Source organism: Nocardia sp. NPDC088792, from assembly GCF_044750615.1.
Classification (GTDB): Bacteria; Actinomycetota; Actinomycetes; order Mycobacteriales; family Mycobacteriaceae; genus Nocardia.
Map to the genome: position 1 here is coordinate 956392 of NZ_JBIVKC010000002.1, position 21682 is coordinate 978073.

The window sequence follows — 21682 nt, forward strand, 5'->3', positions numbered from 1 at the left end:
ATCGGCTGCTAGCCGAAGCACTGCCCTTCGCCACGGTAGGTGGGAACCGTGGTGCGGCTGCCGTCGCCGTCGACCAGGTGCACCTTCGTGAAGCGTTCGCAGAGTTCCCCGGCCTTGGCGTGCCGGAACCAGACGCGGTCGCCGATGCGCAGTCCGTCCGCGCCGGTGAGCGGGGTCTGCACCTCCCCCGCGCCCTCGGTGCCGATGAGCTTCAAACCCAAGGGCCACACCGGTTTCGGCACGCGCGTGGCGCCGGTGGGCCCGGAGGCGATGTAGCCGCCGGCGAAGACCGTGGCAATGCCCGCGGCGGGCCGGCGCAGCACCGGCAGCGCGAAGTACATGGCGGGCCGATGCGCCAGATTGCGGTAGCCGTCGAAGAGGGTCGGCAGGTAGAGCCCGGATCCGGCGGTCACCTCGGTGACGTCCGGGTCGGCAATGCTGACCTCGATGGATCCGGTGCCGCCGCTGTTCACGATCTCCAGTTCGCCGATGGTGGCGCGCACGGCGTCCACCACCCGGCGGCGGCGCTTCAGGATTTCCATGGCGGACGCCTTCTTCACCAGGCGCACAGCCGGATTCGTATCGGGCAGGCCCGCGATCTGCGCCTCGTAGGTCATGACGCCGACGACCTTGAAACCGCGCCTGCGAGTTTCGGCCGCCAGTTGCGCCGCCTGTTCGGGGGTGCGGATCGGTGAACGGCGCACGCCCAGGTGCAGCGGGCCGATGCGCAGGGAGGCATCCACGTCGAGACATACACGGGGAGCGATGTTTTCGCTGCCGACGGCGGTGCGGATGAAGTCCAGCTGGTCGACGTCGTCGATCATGAGGGTGATGGAGTCGAGCAGTACCTGATCGCTCGCGAGTTCCGCGAGCGCCGCGCGGTCGGCGGTGGGGTAGCCGAGCAGGATGTCGCGGGCGCCTTCACGCACCAGCCAGATGGCTTCCCTGAGCGAATATCCCATGATGCCGGCGAAGCCGCCGGATGCGGTGAGCTTGTCCCCCAGTACTTCTTCCAGGACGGCGCGGCAGCGCACCGACTTGCTGGCCACCCGGATCGGCACGTTGCGGGCCCGCCGCACCAGATCGGCGGCGTTCGCGCGCAGGGCGGTCAGGTCGACCGCGGCCAGGGGCGGGTCGAGATCGGCGGTGGCCGTATTCAGCACCGCGATTGACGACGAGTCGGTCACCAGTTCATTCGACCACGAACTTGGTCAATCGTCCAGTATTTCCGCGCAGATCCCCGCCCTAAAGATCAACCGCTTTCGTGGACAGATACGACACCAGATCATCCATGACGACGAGTGAGATCTCGTCATCGCAATCGGCCAGCCACCGCAAAACCATGCCCTGAATGACCGCGACCAGATACGCCGCGATGGCATCCACCGGCTCCAGCCACTGTGTGGCCGACCGCTGGGCACACAACTCCAGGAACGCGGTCACCTCCGCGTCCAGGCCCCGGAATCCGGCCGCGGCCGCCGGATCCGGTACACAGACCGCCTCGTTCTCCCAACGCCGGCGCAGCATGCTCAGCGTGTTCTCATAAGCCCGGAGCTGCCGGTCCGGGGTGGACTTCAAGATCGGCCACAGCGTGCTCACTCCCGCGTGCAGCAGGATTCGCAACGCACGATTGCCGGTGAAATCCAGCGCCGACGCCGTCTTCTCGATGGCCTCGGTCATGGCCGGACGCACTCCGACCTGGATGATTTCTCCACTTGCGCTCAACGACGACTCCCTTTGGCGAAAAGAACTCGCGCACCTCGCTTGCGCGGCTCGCTCAACGGGTTGCAGATCGGCACTGATCCTCCGAGCAGGACCCGGCATACCCGTTCAACGGGTATCCACGATACGACCTTTTCTGGGTTGGTAACCAGCTTTGATAGCCGATTCCGTACCTAAGGATTGTTTTGTTACCTAATCGGAACAGGCCCGCGATCGAATGGGAATCGTCAGAATAGATCGTTTGCCTGGTAAACACTGCATTAGGACCGTTCGGTATTTTACGAACCAAGATCGCGCAAAACCAGCGACTGTGCCCGAGCGCACAGGGCAAGCCCCATTGCACCTCCGTCACTACCCGACAATTCGCCCGGTCATCGGTCCACTGTCACCCACGCGATACCGTCCCACCGATAGCCTGGGCGGGTGACTGCAGCCCGACCGGACCAATTCCTGATCTCCGGCACCTTCAATTTCCGTGATGTGGGCGGCGCCCGCACCAGCACCGGAGCCACCGTCCGCCACGGCATCCTGCTGCGATCGGCACAGCTCAGCCGGCTCGACGAGAACGGCCTCGCCACCCTCGTCCGGCTCGGCGTCACCGACGTGCACGACCTGCGCGGCCACGCCGAGATCGACTTCATCGGCGCCGACCAGCTCCCCGAATCCGCCCGGCTGCACGTGACGCCCTTCGACCTCAGCATGGGCGAGGCGCCGCCGCACGAGGCCCGCAATGCCGCAACCGCCCTCGGGCACATGCTCGAGGTGTACCGGACCTTCCCCGCCCTCCCCGAAGCCCACGACGCCATCCGCGCCCTCACGGCATCCGTGCTCACCGGCACCGCCCTCGTGCACTGCGCCGCCGGTAAGGACCGCACCGGCTGGGCCGTCGCCACCCTGTTGCGCGCCGTCGACGTCACCGAAGAGGACATCTACGCCGACTACCTGCTCAGCAATGACGCCGTCCCCGTCCTGCGCTCCTTCATGAGCGACGAGACCAACGAGGAACTGTCCGAGGACCTGCTCGGCGTGAAACCCGAATACCTGGCCGCCGCAACCGAATCCATGCAGGCCATGTACGGCGGCCTCGACGGCTACCTCGCCGAGATCGGCCTCACCCCGGACACCCGCGAGCGCCTGCGCGTCCGCCTCGTCGACTGAATCCCTCGTGCGGGCGGGTCACTCCGCCAGGGCGCGGCGGACCAGACCGTCCGGATCGATGCTCACCTGATTACCGGTATGGAACCAGGCTCCCGTGAAACGGGATTCGGTGGTCAGCGGATCGTTCCAATACCGGCGGGTCACATTCGGGCCGCGGCACAGCAGTTCACCCTGCCCCGCCGCGGCTTCCGGACCCCACAGGGCCAATTCGGTACCGCCGAAGGCGAATCCGAGCGCATCCCGGGCGGCGCCGTCCTCACGGGCCAGGCCGATGCCGCTGGTCTCGGTGGCGCCCCACACCGACCACTGCCGGGCCGCGGGGAACACTTCCCGGAGCGTGTCCGCGACCGACTCGGAGGTGGCCGGATCGGTGACGGCGAGTTCGGCGCGATGCCCGGCGCTGCAGACCTGCCGGACCTGCTCGACCCGCAGCCCGGCGAGCCCGGGCAGCAGTCCGGCGAAGATGCGAGGTGTCGCCGACACCATGTCTATTCGTTCCGCCACCAGGATTTCCGGCACCGCCGCGGGATCCGCTGTGAGCACCACGGTCCCGCCGACGGCGAAGGTCGGCAGCAGCTGATCCACACAGCCGCTCGCGTGCGCGAGCGGCAGCAGCACCAGATTGCGCAGGCCCTCGGTGGGCAGTTCCAGCGCGCCGACCACGGAACTGATGGCCGACAACAGGTTCTCGTTGGTGAGCTCCACCCCGCGCGGACCGAGATCGGCGCCGGGACTCGTGTAGCAGAGCAGCGCCAGCTCGCCCAGCGAAGCGCCGTCGTCGATGAAGGCCGCGGCATCCGGCATCGCCTCGCGGTAGCCGGCCGCGCTCCCGCCGCCGTCCAGCACGTAGTCGGCGCAGGCATCGCGAATCACCTGTGCCGCCAGCGCATCCGGCAGCCCGTCGTGCACCAGCACCGGCACCGCGCCGGACAGCAGGGCGCCCAGGAAGGCCTGCACCCAGCGCGCACCCACCGGCATGCGGACCGCCACCCGGTCGCCGTAGCCGATGCCGTGCTCCTGCAGGCCGCCGGCGATGCGGGAAGCGGAATACCAGAGTTCGCGGTAGGTCAGCCGCGGGCCGCCGATCTCGACCACGGCCTCCCGGCCGGCGAAGGTGTGCACCTGAATGTCCAATAGCTCGGTCAGCGCGGGCGTCAGGTTGCCATAGCGCAGGATGCCGTCGGCACCGCGCGCAAGCGGGTTGCCGCACCAGGCATTTCGCGAGTGCGGATACTCCACCAGTAACTGCGACATTCGTCCCTCCGAGTGCCTCGCTGCCTCCAGGCACAGTGACTATATGATGCAGATCACAGCCATGGGCGGATTGTCGGCAAACCGATGCCCGGGTTCACCCCTTCGAAACACAACACGGCCCGGTGCACACCCCTACCGTCGGACCGAATTCCGGTAAAGCCGCACGTAGAAGTGGTTCACCGTCGCTTCTCTCCCCTAACCCCCGCCCCTATGCGCGACACGCCGTAGGGGGTCGATAACGCGTTAGCCGACACGAAGCCCGACACTCCCGAAAACACGTCGGCGCACCAATTCCCCTGCGGCAATAAGAGCAGAATTGCGGTGCCACAGCGGAATTAGTACGCCTCGAACGTCACAGTTACATTGCCGCTTACTTTCCCGTGTAAGTGGCTTTTCCGGGGCCCACTTCCAGGAAACTGCGCACCGCGCCTTTCAGATCTTCGGTAGCGAAGAGTTGTCCGGAGACCTCCGGAGTCACCGAATCCGCATGCGCCACACCGCCCGAACGCCACGCGCCGATGATCTGCTTGGTGGCGGCGTGCGCCCGCGTCGGGCCATCGGCCAGCCGCGCCAGCAGGTCCCGGGCGGCGGTCTCGACCTCCTCGTGCACGGCGTTCACCACACCCCAGCCGGCCAGGGTGGCGGCGTCGTACAGGTCGCCGGTCATGACGAATTCGCGGGCGCGACCGGACCCGGCGCGCTCGGCCAGCCGCTGCGGGCCGCCCATGGACGGAGTCAGGCCGACCACCGTCTCCACCAGACCGAACTTGGCCCTGGGCGCCGCCAGGATGATGTCGCAGGCCAGGGAGATCTCGAAGGCCGCGGTCAGGGTCAGGCCGTGCGCCGCGAAGATCACCGGGCAGGGCAGCGCCTCCAGCGGATGGATGATGCGCGCGAACAGGGTCCGCCACAGCTCGGCGCCCTCGTCGATGGACAACCCGTCGAACACGTGCACGTCGACGCCGCCCGACACCACCTTGCCGTCCGCGCGGATCAGCAGCGCGCGCGGCGGCCGCGCCGACAGCTCCTCGATATCTACCGCGAGCGCCTCCAGCAGGGCCTTGTCGAAGAGATTCAAGGGCGGATGCGCGATGGTGAGGATCGCCGTATCCGCGCCACCAGCGGTGACGGCGCGTTCCAGCCGCGTGGGCTTCGAGTCAGTCATAAGCCCCGAATCTAGGCTGTATTTTTGCCCTCCGCTTCGCTCCGGGGCGTTCGCGGCCCCGAAGTCTCGGTCTTCCCTCCCTCCGCTCCTCCGCTTCGCTCCCCCGCTCCACTCAGTCCAGACCGAGACGGCCGCGAACCTTGCCAGATCTGACAGACTGGGCGGGTGACCACTGCGCAATCGCAACCTGGCAGCTACGTGGAGCCGGGGGAATTCAAGCGGGACACGAACTACATCACCACGCGGATCACCGCGGACGGGCACGACGGGTATCCCGTCGAGGCCGGGCGATATCGGCTGGTCGCGGCGCGGGCCTGCCCCTGGGCGAATCGGACGCTCATCGTGCGACGGCTGCTCGGGCTGGAAGCCGCGCTGTCGCTCGGACTGTGCGGGCCCACGCACGACAAGCGCAGCTGGACCTTCGATCTGGATCCGGGCGAGGTGGATCCGGTACTGGGCATCCACTTCCTGCAGGACGCCTACTTCAAGCGGTACCCGGACTATCCGCGCGGCATCACGGTGCCCGCCATCGTGGACGTGCCGACCGGTCAGGTCGTCACCAATGACTACGCCCGGATGACCCTCGACTTCTCCACCGAATGGGTGGAGTACCACCGGCCCGGCGCACCCGAGCTCTACCCGGAAGACCTTCGGCCCGAGATCGATTCGGTGAACCGCCGCGTCTACACCGAGGTCAACAACGGCGTCTACCGCTGCGGCTTCGCCGGCGACCAGCAGGCCTACGACGCCGCCTACGACCGGCTCTTCACCGCCCTGGACTGGCTGGAGGAACGGCTCCGCACCCAGCGCTACCTGGTCGGCGACACCCTCACCGAGGCCGACGTCCGGCTGTTCACCACCCTGGCCCGCTTCGATCCCGTCTACCACGGGCACTTCAAGTGCAACCGGCAGAAGCTCATCGAGTTCCCGGCGCTGTGGGCCTACGCCCGCGATCTCTACCAGACCCCGGGCTTCGGCGACACCATCGACTTCACCCAGATCAAACAGCACTACTACATCGTGCACACCGATATAAACCCGACGCGGATCGTGCCCAAGGGGCCCGAACTGTCGAACTGGCTCACGCCGCACGGCCGGGAAGCGTTGGGCGGCAGGCCCTTCGGCGACGGGACCCCGCCCCCGCCGCCGGCGCCCGCCGAGATCGTCCCCGCCTCGCACTCGGCGCTGAGCGCACCCGAGCACGCCGACTGAGGTCACTCCGCCTGCGCGCCCCCGTAGGTGCCGAAGCTCCAATAGACGCCTTCGGGGTCGCGGCAGACGAAACCCCTCGACTCGTAATCGGTTTCATCACGCAGTTCCCTGGTGATGTTCGCGCCCGCGGCCTTTGCGCGGGCATACGCCGCATCCGGATCGGCGACGACGATATAGATGGAACCGGCGCCGGGCGGCTGACACGACAGGGCCATATCCTCCCGGTATTCGCCGAGCATGACGCCGCCACCGCCCGGCCAGGACAGTTCGGCATGCACCACGGTGTCACCCTCGGAGTAGCGGGCGGCGGTGGTGAAACCGAACGCCTGCTCGAGGAAGGCGATGATGGCGCGCGCATCGCGATAGACCAGAGTCGGCCAGATCACGGCGCCCTGCTGCGTGAAACGGCCCGAAGGGCCGGTCTGTACTGAGGTTGTTTCGGTCATGCCTCCACCCTCGCTATTCGGCGGGCTCCAGGGCTTGGACGAATGGGAACTCCTCACGCTCCCGCCACACCGACGGCGGCATACCGGCCAGCTCCCGCCACTCGCGGGCCATATGCGCCTGGTCGTAATAGCCGGACCGCACCGCGATCTCGGACAGCGGCGGCAGCACCGGCGTGCGCAGCATGCGATGCGAACGCTCGAAACGGGCGATGCGCGCCGCATCCTTGGGGGTGACACCGAACTCGGCGGCGAAACGATTACCGAGATGCCTTCGGCTCCAGCCGATCTCGTCCGCGACAGCGGCCACCCGCACCGCCGGATCCGGACCCGACAACAGCTCCCAGGCCCGGGTCAGTTCATCGTCCCAGGGCACCGGATGCAGCTCACGCAACAGGATCTCGTCGAGAATGCCGAAGCGGCGCCGCCACTGCGGCGTCACCGACAGACGCTCCCGCAGTTCGCGGGCCCGCGCCCCCAGCACCTCCGGCAACTCCACGATCCACGAACCGAGCGCCGCGGACGGCACGCCGAACAGGGCCCGGCAGCCCGCCGGCGTCAGATTCAACTGGATGCCGTGCTGGAAACCGTTGTGCGCGACCGTCGCGGGGTGCACGGTCAGCCCGCTGGCCAGCATGTCCCAATGCCCGCCGGGCTGACCGGGCTGCGAGGACACCGGCACGTGGATCGGCTCGTCGATGGTGACGATCACGGTCAGCGTCGACGCCGGCATGCCCACATGCGTGCCTGGTTCGAAACCGTGCAGCCGATAGCCCTCGTACCCCTGTACGAAGGGCCGCAAGCGCGGATGCGGGAGACCCGACGCGCCCTCGGACACACCTGCCACGGGTTTCACCGTAGGCCGATCGGGCATCCGAGGGGAACCTGGTGGTCCGGAACCGCTGTCTGTCGCGGATCGTTGGCCGAGTGCCATAGAGTTTCGGTCGGAGGACCGCACTGAGTAAGGGGTGTCGCGATGTTCAAGGCCGGGCTCGAGAAGACGGTCGTCTCGCTGCTCGACAACGGTGCCCAGGTCCAAGGGCCTGCGGTCACCAGATACGTGGGCAAACTGCGGGACGCGCATCCGGACGAGACGCCCGCGCAGATCCTCACGCGCATCGAGAAGCTCTACCTCAACGCAGTCACCGGCAGCGGTACCGCCGTCGGCGCCACCGCGGCCGTACCCGGCGTCGGCACCATCACCTCGCTGGCCGCCATGAGCGCGGAAACCGCGTTCGTGCTGGAGGCGTCGGCCGTGTTCACGCTCGCCGTCGCGGCCGTGCACGGCGTCACCCCCGAGGACAAGGAACGCCGGCGCGCCCTCGTGCTGGCCGTGGTGCTCGGCGAGAGCGGCATGGACATCGTGGAGAAGAGCGTCGGCCACTCCGCCAAGAACTGGGGCACCCTGCTCAGCAGCAAGATCCCCGGCATCAGCAGCATGAACGACACCCTGCTCAAGCGCTTCCTGGTGCAGTTCCTCGCCAAACGCAGCGCCGTCATGATCGGCAGCGTGATTCCGGCCGGAATCGGCGCGGCCATCGGCGGATTCGGCAACCGCGCCCTGGGCCACCAGGTGGTCGACAATGCCCGCCGCGCCTTCGGCCCACCGCCGCCGTCCTGGCCACGACCACTGATCATCGACGCCGATCCGCTGCCCGCCGTGGAACCCGCGCCCCGGACGAGCCGCCCGTGACGGGCCCCCGGCCGCTCGCCTTCGCCGCCACCGGGCTGAGCAAGACCTTCGAGACCCGCACCGCGGTGGACGACGTGAGCTTCGTGGTCCCCACCCGGACGGTGGCCGCGCTGGTCGGCCCGCCCGGCGCGGGCAAGACCACCGTGCTGCGCCTACTGCTCGGCCAACTGCGACCCACCTCCGGCACCGCGACGGCTGCCCGCTTCACCAACACCGCACCCGCGACCAGCGACGCCGGCACCGCAGTGACCGGCCATGCTTCCAGCATCGCGGACAGCGGCGCGGCGGCCGGCACCCCGGGCACCGCAGGCGCGGGCCGGCCCTCGGGCACCGCGGCAGCCGAACGTATCTCGGGTGCTGCGGCTGCGAGCAGTGGCGCTGCCCTGGCGGGCGACAGCTACGGTGGCGGGCTCGGCTCGAGTAGCATGCCCGGTGCCGACACGGTGGGTGCCGTGCTGACCCCGCGCGGACTGCATTCGCGCCGGACGGTACGTGACCAGTTGCGCGTATATGCCGCTGCCGCAGGCGTTTCCGACGCCCGCGTGGACGAATTGCTCACCCGAACCCGGCTGGACGACGTCGCGGAACAGCGCATCGACCGCGTCACAGAAGGCGTGCGCACCCGGCTGGCGCTGGCCATCGCCCTGCTCGGCGATCCGCAACTGCTGCTCCTCGACGACCCCACCGTGGGCCTCGACGCGGCCGAAACCGCCTGGCTCTACGAGTATCTGAACGCGCACGCCCGCCGCGGCGGCACGGTCCTGCTCACCTCCCGCACCCTGAGCAGCGTCATCCCCGTCGCCGACGAGCTCATCGTCCTCGACACCGGCCGCATCGTCTATCAGGGCAGCCCCGCCCGCCTGCGCCGCAGCCACCCGGACCGTCTGCTGGTCAAGGCCTCCAGCCCGATCGCCCTGGCCACCATGCTCGCCGCCCGCGGCATCACCGACGCCGTCATGCGCCCCGACGGCCGCCTCGCCATCGCCGAAACCTCCGTCGCCCAAGTGGAATCGGCCGCCGCCGCGGTCCGCGTCCAGCTCACCGAGATCACCTCCGAACACATCCACCCCGACCAGGTCCTGGCCGCCCTCACCCGCCCCGCCGGCTCCGCCGTCCGCACCCCCGCGATCTACGGGGCGCCGCGTTGAGGGCCACCCCCGGACCCACAGCCGCTGAACTGCTTTCGACCGCCGCCGCGATGGCAGGACTCGGTGTTCGACGAAAGGATGCTCGATGATCGTCACGGTGCCGCCGGTGGTGGCTCGGGCCGGGAATTCCGAAGTGCGGAAGGTTACTTCGGTGCGGGTGAATCGGGTGGTAGCGCCGGTGGCCGTGCTGGTCGCGGTGGTGGTGTTCGGGGCGTTCGGGCTGGCTTATGAGCCCGGCGGGAAATCCGGGTTCGCACATGCGATCGGGTGGTCGTCGTGGCTGGTGTCGGCGGTGCTCGTGCTGGCCGTGGTGGGGGCCGGGGTTTTCGGAGCCATCGCCTCGGGGCAGGAGTATCGGGATGGGTCGCTGGCGCTGAGTTCGCTGTTCACGCCGGATCGGAATCTGCTGCTGGGCGCGAAACTGGCTGTCACGGGCGGGATTTCACTGGCCACCGTGGTGGTGATGGAAGTGTTCGGCGGGGCGGCCATGCTGCTGGCCGGGCGCAGTAAGCAGCCCGTGGACGGCGGGTTCTTCCTGGTGCTGCTCGGGGTGGCGCTGGCGGTGTTGTGCTGGGCGGTGATCGGCGCGTCGGCCGGATTCCTGTTGCGCTCGCCGATACTCGCGGTGGCCGCCGTGCTCGGCTGGACCATTGTGGAACCACTGGTGTGGATCACGGCCCGCGCCATCGGATTCGGCGGCTTCGCGACCATCCTGCCGGTGTCGGCCACGGTCGGCGCCATCAGTGGCGGCAAGTTCGCCGGCAACGTGTTCATCGCACCGACGCCGGCCGCCATGGTGCTGCTGGTGGTGTGGACCGGGGTGGCCGGTGGCGGCGCCTGGTGGTATTTCACCCGCCGGGACATCTGACCGCGGGATCTTCCCCACCGCAATCACTGACCGGGACTTTCCGCGTTCAGCTCACTCGGTGCGCCCGGCGAATCACTCGGTGCGGCCGGCGAACAGGCGCCGCCACACCTCGTGATCGGTACGCGGGCCGCCCGGGGTGTCCGCGCCGTACTTGCCGATGAGCGCGGGTAGGTCCAGCGGCAGCGAAGGCGCGGTGAGATTCCGTAGTTCTTCCTCGACGGCGTCATCGGGCACCAGCCAGCACACCTCGAACTCGATCCCGTCCGGATCGGCCGCGTACAACGCCTTCGTGGAGCCGTGATCGGAGGCGCCGGTGAGCGCGCCGGCCGCGGTCAATACCTCCCGGATGCGCTGCAGTTCGGCGAGCGTGTCCACTTCCCAAGCCAGGTGGTAGAGGCCGATCCGGCCCGTCCGATGCCCGGCCGACGGATCGGGAGACTTGAACAAACCCAGATCGTGGTCATTGGCCGAACCCGCGGCCTGGAGGAAGACCGCCCCGGGGAAGCCGCCCGGCAGGCGGCGGAAGCCGAGCACCTCGCCGTAGAAGGCGGCCGAGCGCTCCACATCCGAAACGAACAGGACGGCGTGATTGAGGCGCTGAATCGGCATGTGCGCGACTCCCTTCCAGACGGTGGTGATCCGACTTCAGCGGACCACGGCAGCGGGCCGGGGCACAAGGCGACACCCGCTCAGCGCGCACACTTCGCACCCCCGGACGGCCCGCAAGGGTTGTGTTCACGCCGCGCGGAAAGCTTGCGGCGCCGGCCGCGAGCCTTCCCGGTTGTCGTACCCAGGGAACAAACTGGGGTCGGAACGGTTGTAACCAGCTTGGATGATGTCGATTGAGGTGGGTGGGGAGATGAGGGTCCGGGTGCCGGAAAAAGAGGGGTCCGGCTGGCTTCGCCGATTGTGGGAGCGCTGTAGGGAACACCCGTGGATGCTGGCGGGCATCGCCGCCGCCGTGGTGCTGGGCGCGGTCGTCGAAGTGACCGGCCCGCTGCTGGCCAAGCGCGCCTTGGACGGCGCGACCGCCGGCGACACCGGCATCATCGCCGCCATGGCCGTGCTGCTGATCCTGCTCGCCGCCGGCCGCTTCCTGGCCTCCTTCGCCCGTCGCATGATCGCCGGGCGCCTCGCCCTGGACGTGCAGCACGAACTGCGCATCGATCTACTGGGCGCCCTGCAACGCCTCGACGGACCCGGCCAGGACACCCTGCGCACCGGGCAGGTGATCTCGCGATCCATCAGCGATCTGACCCTCGTGCAGGGACTGCTGTCCATGGGTCCCTGGTCCCTGGTCGCCGCACTGCAATTCGTCCTGGCCGCCGGCGTGATGCTGTGGCTCTCACCGCCTTTGGCGCTGGCCGCGCTGCTCGTGGTGCCGGTGCTGGCCGTCGTCGTCTACCGGGTGCGGCCGCGGCTGTACGCGGCCACCTGGTCGGCACAGCAGAGCGCCGCCGATCTGGCCCAGCACGTCGAGGAGACCGTCACCGGCGTGCGCGTGGTGAAGGGCTTCGGGCAGGAGGCCCGCATGGTCGACGTGCTGGAACGGCACGGCCGCAAGCTCTTCGCCGAGCGCATGCGCGCGGCCCGCATCGACGCCCGCTTCAGCCCCACCCTGGCCACCGTGCCGCAGGCCGGACTGGTCGCCGTCATCGCGGCGGGCGGGCTGCTGGCCCTGCACGGCGCCATCGGGCTGGGCACCTTCCTGGCCTTCACCGCCTACGTCAGCACCATGACCAACTCCACCCGCATCGTCTCGTACGTGGTGGTCATGGCGCAGCTGACCCGCGCCGCCGCCGAACGCGTGCATCAGGTCATCGACAGCGCGCCCGAACGCACCGATCCGGAGCAACCGGTCGCGCTGCCCACCGGGCCGCTCGGCATCGATATCGACTCGCTCACCTTCGGATTCGAGCCCGGCCGCCCGGTACTGCACGACTTCGACCTGAACATCGCCCCGGGCGAGACGGTCGCGATCATCGGCCCCGCCGGGTCCGGCAAGTCGACGCTGTCGTTGCTGCTGCCCCGCTTCTATGCCCCCGATGCGGGCCGGATCGCCCTGTACGGCAACGGTTCCCACACCGATATCGCCGATCTGCGCGCCGCGGACCTGCGCGCGGCCATCAGCGTGGTCTTCGACGAGGCGTTCCTGTTGTCGGACACCATCTCCGCCAATATCGCGCTGGCGCGCCCGGAGTCCACCGAGTCCGAGATCCGGGCCGCCGCCGAACAGGCCGCGGCCGACGATTTCATCAAGGCCCTGCCCGACGGCTACGACACCGTGGTCGGCGAACGCGGACTGACCCTTTCGGGCGGTCAGCGCCAGCGCATCGCCCTGGCGCGAGCGCTGCTGGCCGATCCCCGCATCCTCATCCTCGACGACGCCACCTCCGCCGTGGACGCCGTCACCGAGGCCGCCATCTTCCGCGCCCTCCCCGCCGACACCGGCCGCACCACCCTCATCCTGGCGCACCGCGAATCCACCCTCGCGCACGCCGATCGCGTGATCCGGCTCCCCGCACCGGCTTCCGGCCCCGGCGAGAGCGTGCTCACGCTGGACGCCCGCGCACTCGCGACGGAAGAAGCCGCGCTCACCGCGGACGCGGCACGATCGCTGCCCGCAGCCATGCGCGAGGAGCTGCCCGCGGCACTACCCGAGGGGCTCGCCGCGGCAGAGCGCGACGCAGGCCGCGACGCACAGCTCGCAGCAGGGCGCGACGGGCTGCCCGCGGCAACACGCGAAAGACAGCCCGCAGCAGGGCCGCATGCGCAGCCGGCGGCAGCGCGAGATGCGCAGCCGGCGGCCATGACGGATGTGCTGGACGAGCCGGATCGGGATACGCCCGAGGAGGTTCGGCGGGTGCTCGGCGATCTGCCGCCGGCCGCGGAGCAGCCCGGGCTGGCCTATGCCGAACTGCGGCAGCCGGATCCGGGGTTCCGGTTGCGGCGGGCACTGGGGTTGGTGAAGTGGCTGGTGGCGGGGACCATGCTGCTGCTGGCGCTGAGTGCCGTTGCGGGCGTGGTGTTCCCGTCCATCGTGCGGTACGCCATCGATGCCGGGGTGACCCGGCACGACGGGTGGGCGCTCACCCGGGCGACCGTGATCGGCGCGGTCGTCGTGGTGCTGGGCTGGCTGGTGTCGGCGGTCTCGGTGCTGTGGAGCAACCGGGCCGGGGAACGCATCCTGTACGGGCTGCGGGTGCGCAGCTACGCGCATCTGCAGCGGCTCGGACTCGACTTCTACGAGCGCGAACTGTCCGGCAAGATCATGACCCGGATGACCACGGACATCGACGCGCTGTCCACCTTCCTGCAGACCGGTGTGCCCGACGCCCTGGTCAGTCTCATCACCGTGTCCGGCATCGCGGTCGCCCTGCTGGTGATCGACGCCAAACTGGCGCTGGTGGTGCTGGTTTCGCTGCCGCTGCTCACGGTGGGCACCTGGTGGTTCAGCAAGGTGTCGGATTCCGCCTACAGCCAGGCGCGCGAGCGCGCGGCCACGGTGAACGCCGACTTCGCCGAGAATGTCGCGGGACTGCGTGTGGTGCAGGCGAATCGGCACGAGCAGCGCGCGGCCCGGCGGTTCGCGGAGTTCTCCGACCGGTACCGGGTCAGCCGCATGCGGGCGCAGCGCGCCATCGCCCTGTTCTTCGCCTCGGTGGGCGTCTGGGCCGATCTGTCGCTGGCCGCCGTCGTATTCGTCGGGGCGTGGGCGGTCGCGCATCACAGCACCACTCCGGGCACCCTGGTCGCCTTCGTGCTGTACCTGCAGCTGCTGTTCGGGCCCATCCAGCAGCTGTCGCAGTTGTTCGACGGATATCAGCAGGCGCGCGTCGGCCTGCGGCGCATCGGGGAACTGCTGCGCACGCCGTCGTCCATCTCCCCGGACCCGGAACAGCCCGCGGTCATCGACGGCCGGCTGCGCGGCGAGGTGGTCTTCGACAACGTGCGCTTCCGGTATCAGGGTGCGATCGAACCCGCCCTCGACGGAGTGAGCCTGCGCATCCCGGCCGGTTCCAGCCTGGCGCTGGTCGGTGCGACCGGTGCGGGCAAGTCGACCATCGTGAAGCTGCTGGCCCGGCTGTACGACATGCCGCGGCAGGAACCTGTTGCACGTGAGGGGAATCACGAAAAACCGGACAATGTCGAACTGCTCCCAATAGCGGAATCACATGAATCCGCCCACACCCAGGCATATACCGGGACGATCACCGTCGACGGCGTCGATATTCGCGACTACCGGCTCGCGGAGTTCCGCTCCCGGCTGGGCGTCGTACCTCAGGAAGCTCACCTGTTCACCGGCGACATCGCGAGCAACATTGCATTCGGCAAACCATTTGCCACCCCGGCGGAGATCGAAGCGGCCGCCGCGGCGGTCGGCGCGCTGCCGACAATCCAGGCGCTACCGCTGGGAATGCGGCAACCCGTGGGTGAACGCGGCCGCGGCCTGTCCGCCGGGCAGCGGCAGCTCATTGCACTGGCCCGCGCCGAACTCGTGCACCCGGATCTGCTGCTGCTCGACGAGGCCACGGCCGTGCTCGATCCGGCCGCCGAGGCATCGGTGCTGGTCGCGAGCGAATCCGTGACACGCGGCCGGACCTCGGTAATCGTCGCGCACCGCCTGGCCACGGCCGCGCAGGCCGACCGGATCGCGGTCGTGGAACACGGTGAGATCACCGAAATCGGCACTCATGAAGAACTGCTATCGGCGCGCGGCGCCTATGACCGGCTGTGGGCTGCGGCGCGGGCAACGGAAGGAATATTCTCGGCCGAGGACGAGTCGTCACGAGAGAATGTGTCCGCTCGGTGGTAGCCATGCCCATAGGTGAAGAGGGGTGGGCATATCCTCAGAGGGGGCGCATCGGCGCGCATCCGCCGATTACCCGTGCCGGGCACGTCACAAACGTCGCAGCGCGAAGAACGAAATGAGGCGAACACCTGCTGTGAGCAGCTCAACATCCCAGTTCGGACAGAACCAGTGGCTCGTTGACGAGATGTACCAGAAGTACAAGCAAGACCCCTCGTCCGTCGATGAGAGCTGGCACGAGTTCCTCGCGGACTACACGCCGGAGAACTCCGACGCGACTGGCAACAACAGCCAGTCCGCCGCTGCTCCCGCTGCTGCCGCCGGGTCTTCTGTCTCCGCAACGAACCAAGCCCCCGCCCCCACCCCCGCTCCGGTCGTCCGGCCCGCACCCGCCCCCGTCGCCGCCGCGCCCGCCCCGGCACCGGCTCCGGCCCCCGCGCAGGTGCGTGCCCCGCAGACCACCCCGGCCCCCGCCTCCAACGCGGCCCCCACCTCGGGTGGCCCGAAGCCGGCCGCCACCGACGAGACCAAGGTGCTGCGCGGGCCCGCCGCCGCCGTCGTGAAGAACATGTCGGCGTCGCTGGCCATCCCGACCGCCACCTCCGTGCGCGCCATTCCGGCCAAGCTGATGATCGACAACCGGCTGGTCATCAACAACCACCTGGCCCGTACCCGCGGCGGCAAGATCTCCTTCACCCACCTGCTGGGCTACGCCATCGTGCAGGCGATCAAGCCGTTCCCGAACATGAACCGGCACTTCGCCGAGATCGACGGCAAGCCGAACTCGGTGACCCCGGCGCACACCAATCTCGGTCTGGCCATCGATCTTCCGGGCAAGGACGGCAACCGTTCGCTCGTGGTCGCGGCCATCAAGAACACCGAGGACATGACCTTCGCGCAGTTCCACAATGCGTACGAGGACATCGTGCGCCGTGCCCGCGACGGCAAGCTCACCGCCGACGACTTCGCCGGTGTCACCATCTCGCTGACCAACCCCGGCACCATCGGCACCAACCATTCGGTGCCGCGCCTCATGCAGGGGCAGGGCGCCATCATCGGCGCGGGCGCGATGGAGTACCCGGCCGAGTTCCAGGGCATGAGCGACGAGCAGCTGGCCAATATCGGTATCGGCAAGCTGATGACGCTCACCTCCACCTACGACCATCGCATCATTCAGGGTGCGGAGTCCGGTGACTTCCTGCGCACCATCCACAACCTGCTGATCTCCGACGAGTTCTTCGACGAGATCTTCCACGGCATGGGTGTCCCCTACGAGCCGGTCCGCTGGCGCAAGGACATCAAGGAGCGCGGCGTCGACAAGAGCGTCCGCGTCCAGGAACTCATTGCGGCGTACCGCAACCGCGGTCACCTGATGGCCGACACCGACCCGCTGCGGCTGGTGAAGGACAAGTTCCGCTCGCACCCGGACCTGGATGTCACCCAGCACGGCCTGACCCTGTGGGACCTGGACCGCGAATTCAATGTCGCGGGCTTCCACGGCCAGGAGCGCATGAAGCTGCGCGACGTGCTGTCCGTGCTGCGCGACGCCTACTGCCGGCACGTGGGTGTCGAGTACACCCACATCCTGGATACCGAGCAGCTCAAGTGGATTCAGGATCGCGTGGAGCAGAAGCACGCGAAACCCACTGTGGCCGAGCAGAAGTACATCATGTCCCGGCTCAATGCGGCCGAGGCGTTCGAGACCTTCCTGGCCACCAAGTACGTCGGCCAGAAGCGCTTCTCGCTGGAGGGCGCGGAAGCCGTCATCCCGATGATGGACGGCGTCATCGACCAGTGCGCCGAGTACGCGCTGGACGAGGTCGTCATCGGCATGCCGCACCGCGGTCGCCTGAACGTGCTGGCGAACATCGTCGGCAAGCCGTACTCGAAGATCTTCACCGAGTTCGAGGGCAACATGAACCCGGCGGCCACCCACGGCTCCGGCGACGTGAAGTACCACCTCGGCGCGCGCGGCACCTACCTGCAGATGTTCGGCGACAACGAGATCGAGGTCTCGCTGACCGCCAACCCCTCGCACCTGGAGGCCGTCGACCCGGTGCTGGAGGGTCTGGTTCGCGCCAAGCAGGACCTGCTCACCAAGGAAGACATCGTCACCAAGGGTGAAGAGGCGCGCAACTTCTCGGTCGTGCCGCTCATGATGCACGGTGACGCGGCCTTCGCCGGTCAGGGTGTCGTCGCGGAGACGCTGAACCTGTCGGGTCTGCGCGGCTACCGCACCGGCGGCACCGTGCACATCGTGGTGAACAACCAGATCGGCTTCACCACCGCGCCGGAGTACTCGCGTTCCACCGAATACTCCACGGATATCGCGAAGTTCATCGGCGCGCCGATCTTCCACGTGAACGGCGACGACCCGGAAGCCTGTGTGTGGGTGGCGAAGATCGCCGTCGACTACCGCCAGCGGTTCCACCGCGACGTGGTGATCGACATGATCTGCTACCGCCGCCGCGGCCACAACGAGGGCGACGACCCGTCGATGACCCAGCCGTACATGTACGACGTCATCGATACCAAGCGCTCGGTCCGCAAGGCGTACACCGAGAGCCTGATCGGCCGTGGCGATATCTCGCTGAAGGAAGCCGAAGACGCCCTGCGCGACTACCAGGGTCAGCTGGAGCGGATCTTCAACGAGGTGCGCGAGCTGGAGAAGTTCCCGCCGGAGCCCTCCGAGTCGGTCGAGGACGAGCAGCAGCTGCCCGCGAATCTCGTTACCTCCGTGGACAAGACGGTGCTGCAGCGGATCGGCGACTCGTTCGTGAACGTGCCCGAGGGCTTCACCGTGCACCCGCGCGTCAAGCCGGTCATGGAGCGGCGCCGCGAGATGGCGTACGAGGGCAAGGTCGACTGGGCCATGGCCGAGTTGCTGGCCTTCGGCACGCTGATCGACGAGGGCAAGGCGGTGCGCCTGACCGGTCAGGACTCGCGCCGCGGCACCTTCTCGCAGCGGCATTCGGTCATCATCGACCGCAAGACCGGTGACGAGTACACGCCGCTGCACAACATCGGGTCCAAGAGCCCGGGCTGGTTCGCGGTGCACGATTCGGCGCTGTCCGAATATGCCGCTGTCGGTTTCGAATACGGCTACTCGCTGGGCAACCCGGACGCACTCGTGTTGTGGGAGGCGCAGTTCGGCGATTTCGTCAACGGCGCGCAGTCCATCATCGACGAGTTCATCTCCTCGGGTGAGGCCAAGTGGGGTCAGCTCTCCGAGGTCGTGCTGATGCTGCCGCACGGTCACGAGGGGCAGGGCCCGGACCACACTTCGGGTCGTATCGAGCGGTTCCTGCAGCTGTGTGCCGAGGGTTCGATGACGGTGGCGGTTCCGTCCACCCCGTCGAACTACTTCCACCTGCTGCGCCGGCATGCGCTGGACGGCATCCGCCGCCCGCTGGTGGTCTTCACGCCGAAGTCCATGCTGCGCAACAAGGCCGTGGTGTCGGAGGTCGAGGACTTCACGGACAACAAGTTCCGTACGGTCCTGGAAGAGCCGACCTACGAGTCGGGCAACGGTGACCGTTCCAAGGTCAAGCGGGTGCTGCTGACTTCCGGCAAGATCTACTACGAGCTGGTCGCCGAGAAGAACAAGCACAACCGCGACGACGTGGCCATCGTGCGCGTCGAGCAGCTGTACCCGATCCCGAAGTTCCGCCTGAACGAGGCGCTGGAGGGCTACGCCAACGCCACCGACCTCGTCTGGGTCCAGGAAGAGCCCGCCAACCAGGGCGCGTGGCCGTTCTTCGGCCTGAACCTCCCGGAGATCCTCCCGGCCCGGTTCGGCAAGCTGCGCCGCATCTCGCGTCGCGCCATGTCGGCCCCGTCCTCGGGTTCCTCCAAGGTGCACGCCGTCGAGCAGGCCGAGATCATCGAGGAAGCCTTCGCCCCCACCGCGTAGTCTCCCCCGAAACCGCCGCGAGGCCGGAACTCTCACCGAGTTCCGGCCTCGCGCCGTTTCCGGAATTCTTTCGGGCCGAGCGGTCGGGGCGGCGCGTATCCCCCCGCACAGGCCGGTTGCCGGGTGAGTGCTGGAATGGTGGGATGACTTCCGTTCCGCTCGCGCCGCGCCAGGCTCCGCCGCCCACTCGTCTGCGTTCGCTGTTGTTCACGCTGGGGCCGGTGTGGCATCGGTGGCGGTCCGGGGTGCGGTCGGCGGCGGCGTTCGCGATTCCGGCGGGAATGCTGGTGGCGGCGGGGCATTCGCGGTATGCGATGTTCGCGGCGTTCGGGGCGTTCGCGGTGATGTACGGGGACGGGCGGCCGGTGCGGACCCGGACGGGGTCGGTGGCGGCGGCGGGGATCGGGTTGCTCGCCTGCACCGGGACGGGAGCGTTGCTCGGGAAGGTGATGGGCGGGCGGGCCGGGGACGGGGTGGTCACGGTCGTCGTCCTGACGGTGGTCGCGATGGCCGCGGTGTACGGGATCAATGCGACACGGCCGGGGCCGCCGGGGGCGCTGTTCTTCATGATGACCTGCGGCGGCGGGATGGCCGCGGCGAAGGCCGGGGTCGCGCCCGCGACGATCGTGGGGTGTGCGGCGCTCGGTGTGACGGGGGCGGTCGTGGTGACGTCGATCAGCGCGGGCATCGATTACGCGCGGGGTGATCGGATGACGGGGCCGCGGGTGCCCGCGGTGTGGCGGCGGTTGCGGCGGTCGTGGTCGGCGCGGTCGCATGCGGTGACGACCACACTGCGGGTGGGTATTGCCTGTGCGATAGCGGGCGGCATCGCGGTATCGCTGCATTGGCTGCATCCGTATTGGGCGATGCTGACCGCGCTGGTGGTGCTGGCGCAGGGCCCGCATCGGACGGGTGGGCGGGCGCGGGCGATTCACCGGTTCGCGGGCACGGTGGCCGGGCTGGTGTTCTTCGCGGGGCTGTATCAGTTGTCGCCGTCCGGTTACTGGCTGGTGGCGCTGGTAGCGGGGCTCATGTTCGCGATCGAATTGTTCGTCGGGTCGAACTATGCGATCGCGGTCTTCTTCATCACGCCGACAGCGCTTTTCGCGGGCGGGGCGGGCGCCGGTAAGGGCGGCGCCGGGCCCATGATCCGGGATCGGTTCCTGGAGACCATGATCGGTGTGATCGTCGCCGTCATCGCGCTGAGTGTCGTTGCGCCGCGCGCACATCGGCGCACCTTGTATTCCGAGCAGCAGCGGATGCAAACGACCGCCCGGGAGTTGCTGGCGGCCCTGCACGAACCGATGAACGCGCGCGGCCGGTTGTTGTGCGACAAGCTGCGTTTCGATCTGAAGGGTTACGAGAACGCGGGCATCGATTGCGCCCACGACGATGCCCGCTGGATGCACTCGCGTTGGGCGGCGCACGCGGAGCTATTGCACGACGGCCACACCCTCCTCACGGCCGCGGAGGCGGTGCCGATGGGTGTGACGGCCATCGCCCCGGAGCAGGAAGAAACACACTTGCCCGCCGAGACTTCCGCGTCGTATATTCCACGTGGAATATTTGGTGCGGATGATGGAGGTTCACAGTGACCCGTAAGCAGGCGGTACCGGCGTTGACGTCTCTGGCGATCGCGGTACTCGCTCTGCTGGAGGAACGCCCCATGCATCCGTACGAGATGTATCAACTGCTCTCGAGCCGCCACGAAGACGAAATCATCAAGATCAGACCCGGCTCGCTCTACCACACCGTGACCCGGCTGGCAGAGCAGGAACTGGTCGTGGCCGAGGGCACCGATCGGGCCGGCAACCGGCCGGAACGCACCACATACCGGATCGAAACCGCTGGTAGCCAGGCATTGCGCAGCAGGGTGGCGGAAATCCTGCGAGAGCCGGTGAACGAGTACCCGATCTTCCCGGTCGCCTTGGCCGAAGCGCACAATCTGCCCAGAGACGAAGTGATCGCGCTGCTGACCGAGCGCATCACCTGGCTGGAGGGCCGGCTCACCGAACTCACCGCATTGCACGAGTGGGCGGCGAACCGACAAGTACCACGCAGGTACTGGACGAACCTCGACTTCATCCGCCACATCACCGATGCCGAAGTCGCCTGGCTGCGCGGCTTCATCGCCGAACTGGGCTCCGGCGAGCTGGAGTGGGAAGACATCGATCCACACACCGGTGACCGCATCCGCTGCCCCGAGGAAGGCATGGGCCACGACTGGGGCGCGGCGCTCACCGACGAGGACCTCGCCCGGGTCCGCACCGACCACCCGAGATAGGAAACCGAATCC

16 protein-coding genes are annotated in these 21682 nt (G+C 68.3%); 9 read left to right on the plus strand and 7 right to left on the minus strand.

Going from position 1 to position 21682, the window contains the following annotated elements:
• Positions 1 to 8 precede the first annotated feature (8 nt).
• A complete protein-coding gene (locus tag ACIP5Y_RS13610) occupies positions 9 to 1187 on the minus strand; it encodes an amino acid deaminase/aldolase (RefSeq protein WP_400350063.1) in 1179 nt (392 codons plus the stop codon).
• A 58-nt stretch (positions 1188 to 1245) separates the two neighbouring features.
• Positions 1246 to 1725 carry a TetR family transcriptional regulator gene (locus ACIP5Y_RS13615; protein ID WP_400350064.1) on the minus strand — a complete coding sequence of 160 codons (480 nt, stop codon included), beginning with the start codon at positions 1723 to 1725 and terminating at the stop codon, positions 1246 to 1248.
• A 420-nt stretch (positions 1726 to 2145) separates the two neighbouring features.
• On the opposite strand from ACIP5Y_RS13615, the gene ACIP5Y_RS13620 reads away from it, so the two are divergent.
• Positions 2146 to 2880, plus strand: a complete 735-nt coding sequence (locus ACIP5Y_RS13620; RefSeq protein ID WP_400350065.1) for a tyrosine-protein phosphatase — start codon at positions 2146 to 2148, stop codon at positions 2878 to 2880.
• 18 nt (positions 2881 to 2898) lie between these two features.
• On the opposite strand, the gene ACIP5Y_RS13625 is transcribed toward ACIP5Y_RS13620, so the two are convergent.
• Both ACIP5Y_RS13625 and ACIP5Y_RS13630 read right to left on the minus strand, forming a co-directional pair.
• Complete coding sequence (locus ACIP5Y_RS13625) at positions 2899 to 4134, minus strand: class I adenylate-forming enzyme family protein (RefSeq protein ID WP_400350066.1); 1236 nt, start codon at positions 4132 to 4134, stop codon at positions 2899 to 2901.
• 370 nt (positions 4135 to 4504) lie between these two features.
• Positions 4505 to 5299 (minus strand): enoyl-CoA hydratase/isomerase family protein, encoded by a 795-nt coding sequence (locus ACIP5Y_RS13630; RefSeq protein ID WP_400350067.1) that lies wholly within the window; start codon positions 5297 to 5299, stop codon positions 4505 to 4507.
• A 165-nt stretch (positions 5300 to 5464) separates the two neighbouring features.
• Here ACIP5Y_RS13630 and ACIP5Y_RS13635 point away from each other — a divergent pair, with 165 nt between their 5' ends.
• Entirely contained in the window at positions 5465 to 6511 is a 1047-nt protein-coding gene (locus ACIP5Y_RS13635; protein ID WP_400350068.1) for a glutathione S-transferase family protein, read from the plus strand.
• A gap of 2 nt (positions 6512 to 6513) precedes the next feature.
• Here ACIP5Y_RS13635 and ACIP5Y_RS13640 read toward each other — a convergent pair whose 3' ends face one another.
• Together ACIP5Y_RS13640 and ACIP5Y_RS13645 are read right to left on the minus strand one after the other, a co-directional pair.
• Complete coding sequence (locus ACIP5Y_RS13640) at positions 6514 to 6957, minus strand: VOC family protein (protein WP_400350069.1); 444 nt, start codon at positions 6955 to 6957, stop codon at positions 6514 to 6516.
• 13 nt (positions 6958 to 6970) lie between these two features.
• On the minus strand, positions 6971 to 7801 hold the full coding sequence (locus ACIP5Y_RS13645; RefSeq protein WP_400350070.1) for a helix-turn-helix domain-containing protein: 831 nt from the start codon (positions 7799 to 7801) through the stop codon (positions 6971 to 6973).
• Positions 7802 to 7930: 129 nt separating this feature from the next.
• Here ACIP5Y_RS13645 and ACIP5Y_RS13650 point away from each other — a divergent pair, with 129 nt between their 5' ends.
• The 3 genes from ACIP5Y_RS13650 (at position 7931) to ACIP5Y_RS13660 (ending at position 10663) form a co-directional block, all read left to right on the plus strand.
• Positions 7931 to 8647 carry a hypothetical protein gene (locus ACIP5Y_RS13650; protein WP_400350071.1) on the plus strand — a complete coding sequence of 239 codons (717 nt, stop codon included), beginning with the start codon at positions 7931 to 7933 and terminating at the stop codon, positions 8645 to 8647.
• Positions 8644 to 9795: an ATP-binding cassette domain-containing protein gene (locus ACIP5Y_RS13655; RefSeq protein ID WP_400350072.1), complete on the plus strand. Its 1152-nt coding sequence runs from the start codon at positions 8644 to 8646 to the stop codon at positions 9793 to 9795. The genes ACIP5Y_RS13650 and ACIP5Y_RS13655 overlap by 4 nt, the downstream gene beginning before the upstream one ends.
• Before the next feature lie 85 nt (positions 9796 to 9880).
• Entirely contained in the window at positions 9881 to 10663 is a 783-nt protein-coding gene (locus ACIP5Y_RS13660) for an ABC transporter permease (protein ID WP_400350073.1), read from the plus strand.
• 72 nt (positions 10664 to 10735) lie between these two features.
• On the opposite strand, the gene ACIP5Y_RS13665 is transcribed toward ACIP5Y_RS13660, so the two are convergent.
• A complete protein-coding gene (locus ACIP5Y_RS13665; RefSeq protein ID WP_400350074.1) occupies positions 10736 to 11272 on the minus strand; it encodes a VOC family protein in 537 nt (178 codons plus the stop codon).
• Between the two features lie 328 nt (positions 11273 to 11600).
• Between ACIP5Y_RS13665 and ACIP5Y_RS13670 the strand changes: the two genes are divergently transcribed.
• The 4 genes from ACIP5Y_RS13670 (at position 11601) to ACIP5Y_RS13685 (ending at position 21670) form a co-directional block, all read left to right on the plus strand.
• The gene (locus ACIP5Y_RS13670; protein ID WP_400350075.1) at positions 11601 to 15479 is read left to right on the plus strand and encodes an ABC transporter transmembrane domain-containing protein; all 3879 of its coding nucleotides are present in this window, start codon (positions 11601 to 11603) and stop codon (positions 15477 to 15479) included.
• Positions 15480 to 15591: 112 nt separating this feature from the next.
• The gene (locus ACIP5Y_RS13675) at positions 15592 to 19386 is read left to right on the plus strand and encodes a multifunctional oxoglutarate decarboxylase/oxoglutarate dehydrogenase thiamine pyrophosphate-binding subunit/dihydrolipoyllysine-residue succinyltransferase subunit (protein ID WP_400350077.1); all 3795 of its coding nucleotides are present in this window, start codon (positions 15592 to 15594) and stop codon (positions 19384 to 19386) included.
• Positions 19387 to 19529: 143 nt separating this feature from the next.
• Positions 19530 to 20981, plus strand: coding sequence for an FUSC family protein (locus ACIP5Y_RS13680; protein WP_400350079.1), 1452 nt, complete (start codon positions 19530 to 19532; stop codon positions 20979 to 20981).
• Positions 20978 to 21670 (plus strand): PadR family transcriptional regulator, encoded by a 693-nt coding sequence (locus tag ACIP5Y_RS13685; protein ID WP_400350080.1) that lies wholly within the window; start codon positions 20978 to 20980, stop codon positions 21668 to 21670. The genes ACIP5Y_RS13680 and ACIP5Y_RS13685 overlap by 4 nt, the downstream gene beginning before the upstream one ends.
• The last annotated feature ends 12 nt before the right edge of the window (positions 21671 to 21682 follow it).

Excerpts from the sequence above, each read along its gene's own strand:
- ACIP5Y_RS13625 (WP_400350066.1), bottom strand. The coding sequence starts at position 4,134 with ATGTCGCAGTTACTGGTGGAGTATCCGCACTCGCGAAATGCCTGGTGC.
- ACIP5Y_RS13630 (WP_400350067.1), bottom strand. The coding sequence starts at position 5,299 with ATGACTGACTCGAAGCCCACGCGGCTGGAACGCGCCGTCACCGCTGGT.
- ACIP5Y_RS13640 (WP_400350069.1), bottom strand. The coding sequence starts at position 6,957 with ATGACCGAAACAACCTCAGTACAGACCGGCCCTTCGGGCCGTTTCACG.
- ACIP5Y_RS13650 (WP_400350071.1), top strand. The coding sequence starts at position 7,931 with ATGTTCAAGGCCGGGCTCGAGAAGACGGTCGTCTCGCTGCTCGACAAC.
- ACIP5Y_RS13660 (WP_400350073.1), top strand. The coding sequence starts at position 9,881 with ATGATCGTCACGGTGCCGCCGGTGGTGGCTCGGGCCGGGAATTCCGAA.
- ACIP5Y_RS13665 (WP_400350074.1), bottom strand. The coding sequence starts at position 11,272 with ATGCCGATTCAGCGCCTCAATCACGCCGTCCTGTTCGTTTCGGATGTG.
- ACIP5Y_RS13670 (WP_400350075.1), top strand. The coding sequence starts at position 11,601 with ATGCTGGCGGGCATCGCCGCCGCCGTGGTGCTGGGCGCGGTCGTCGAA.
- ACIP5Y_RS13675 (WP_400350077.1), top strand. The coding sequence starts at position 15,592 with ATGAGGCGAACACCTGCTGTGAGCAGCTCAACATCCCAGTTCGGACAG.
- ACIP5Y_RS13680 (WP_400350079.1), top strand. The coding sequence starts at position 19,530 with ATGACTTCCGTTCCGCTCGCGCCGCGCCAGGCTCCGCCGCCCACTCGT.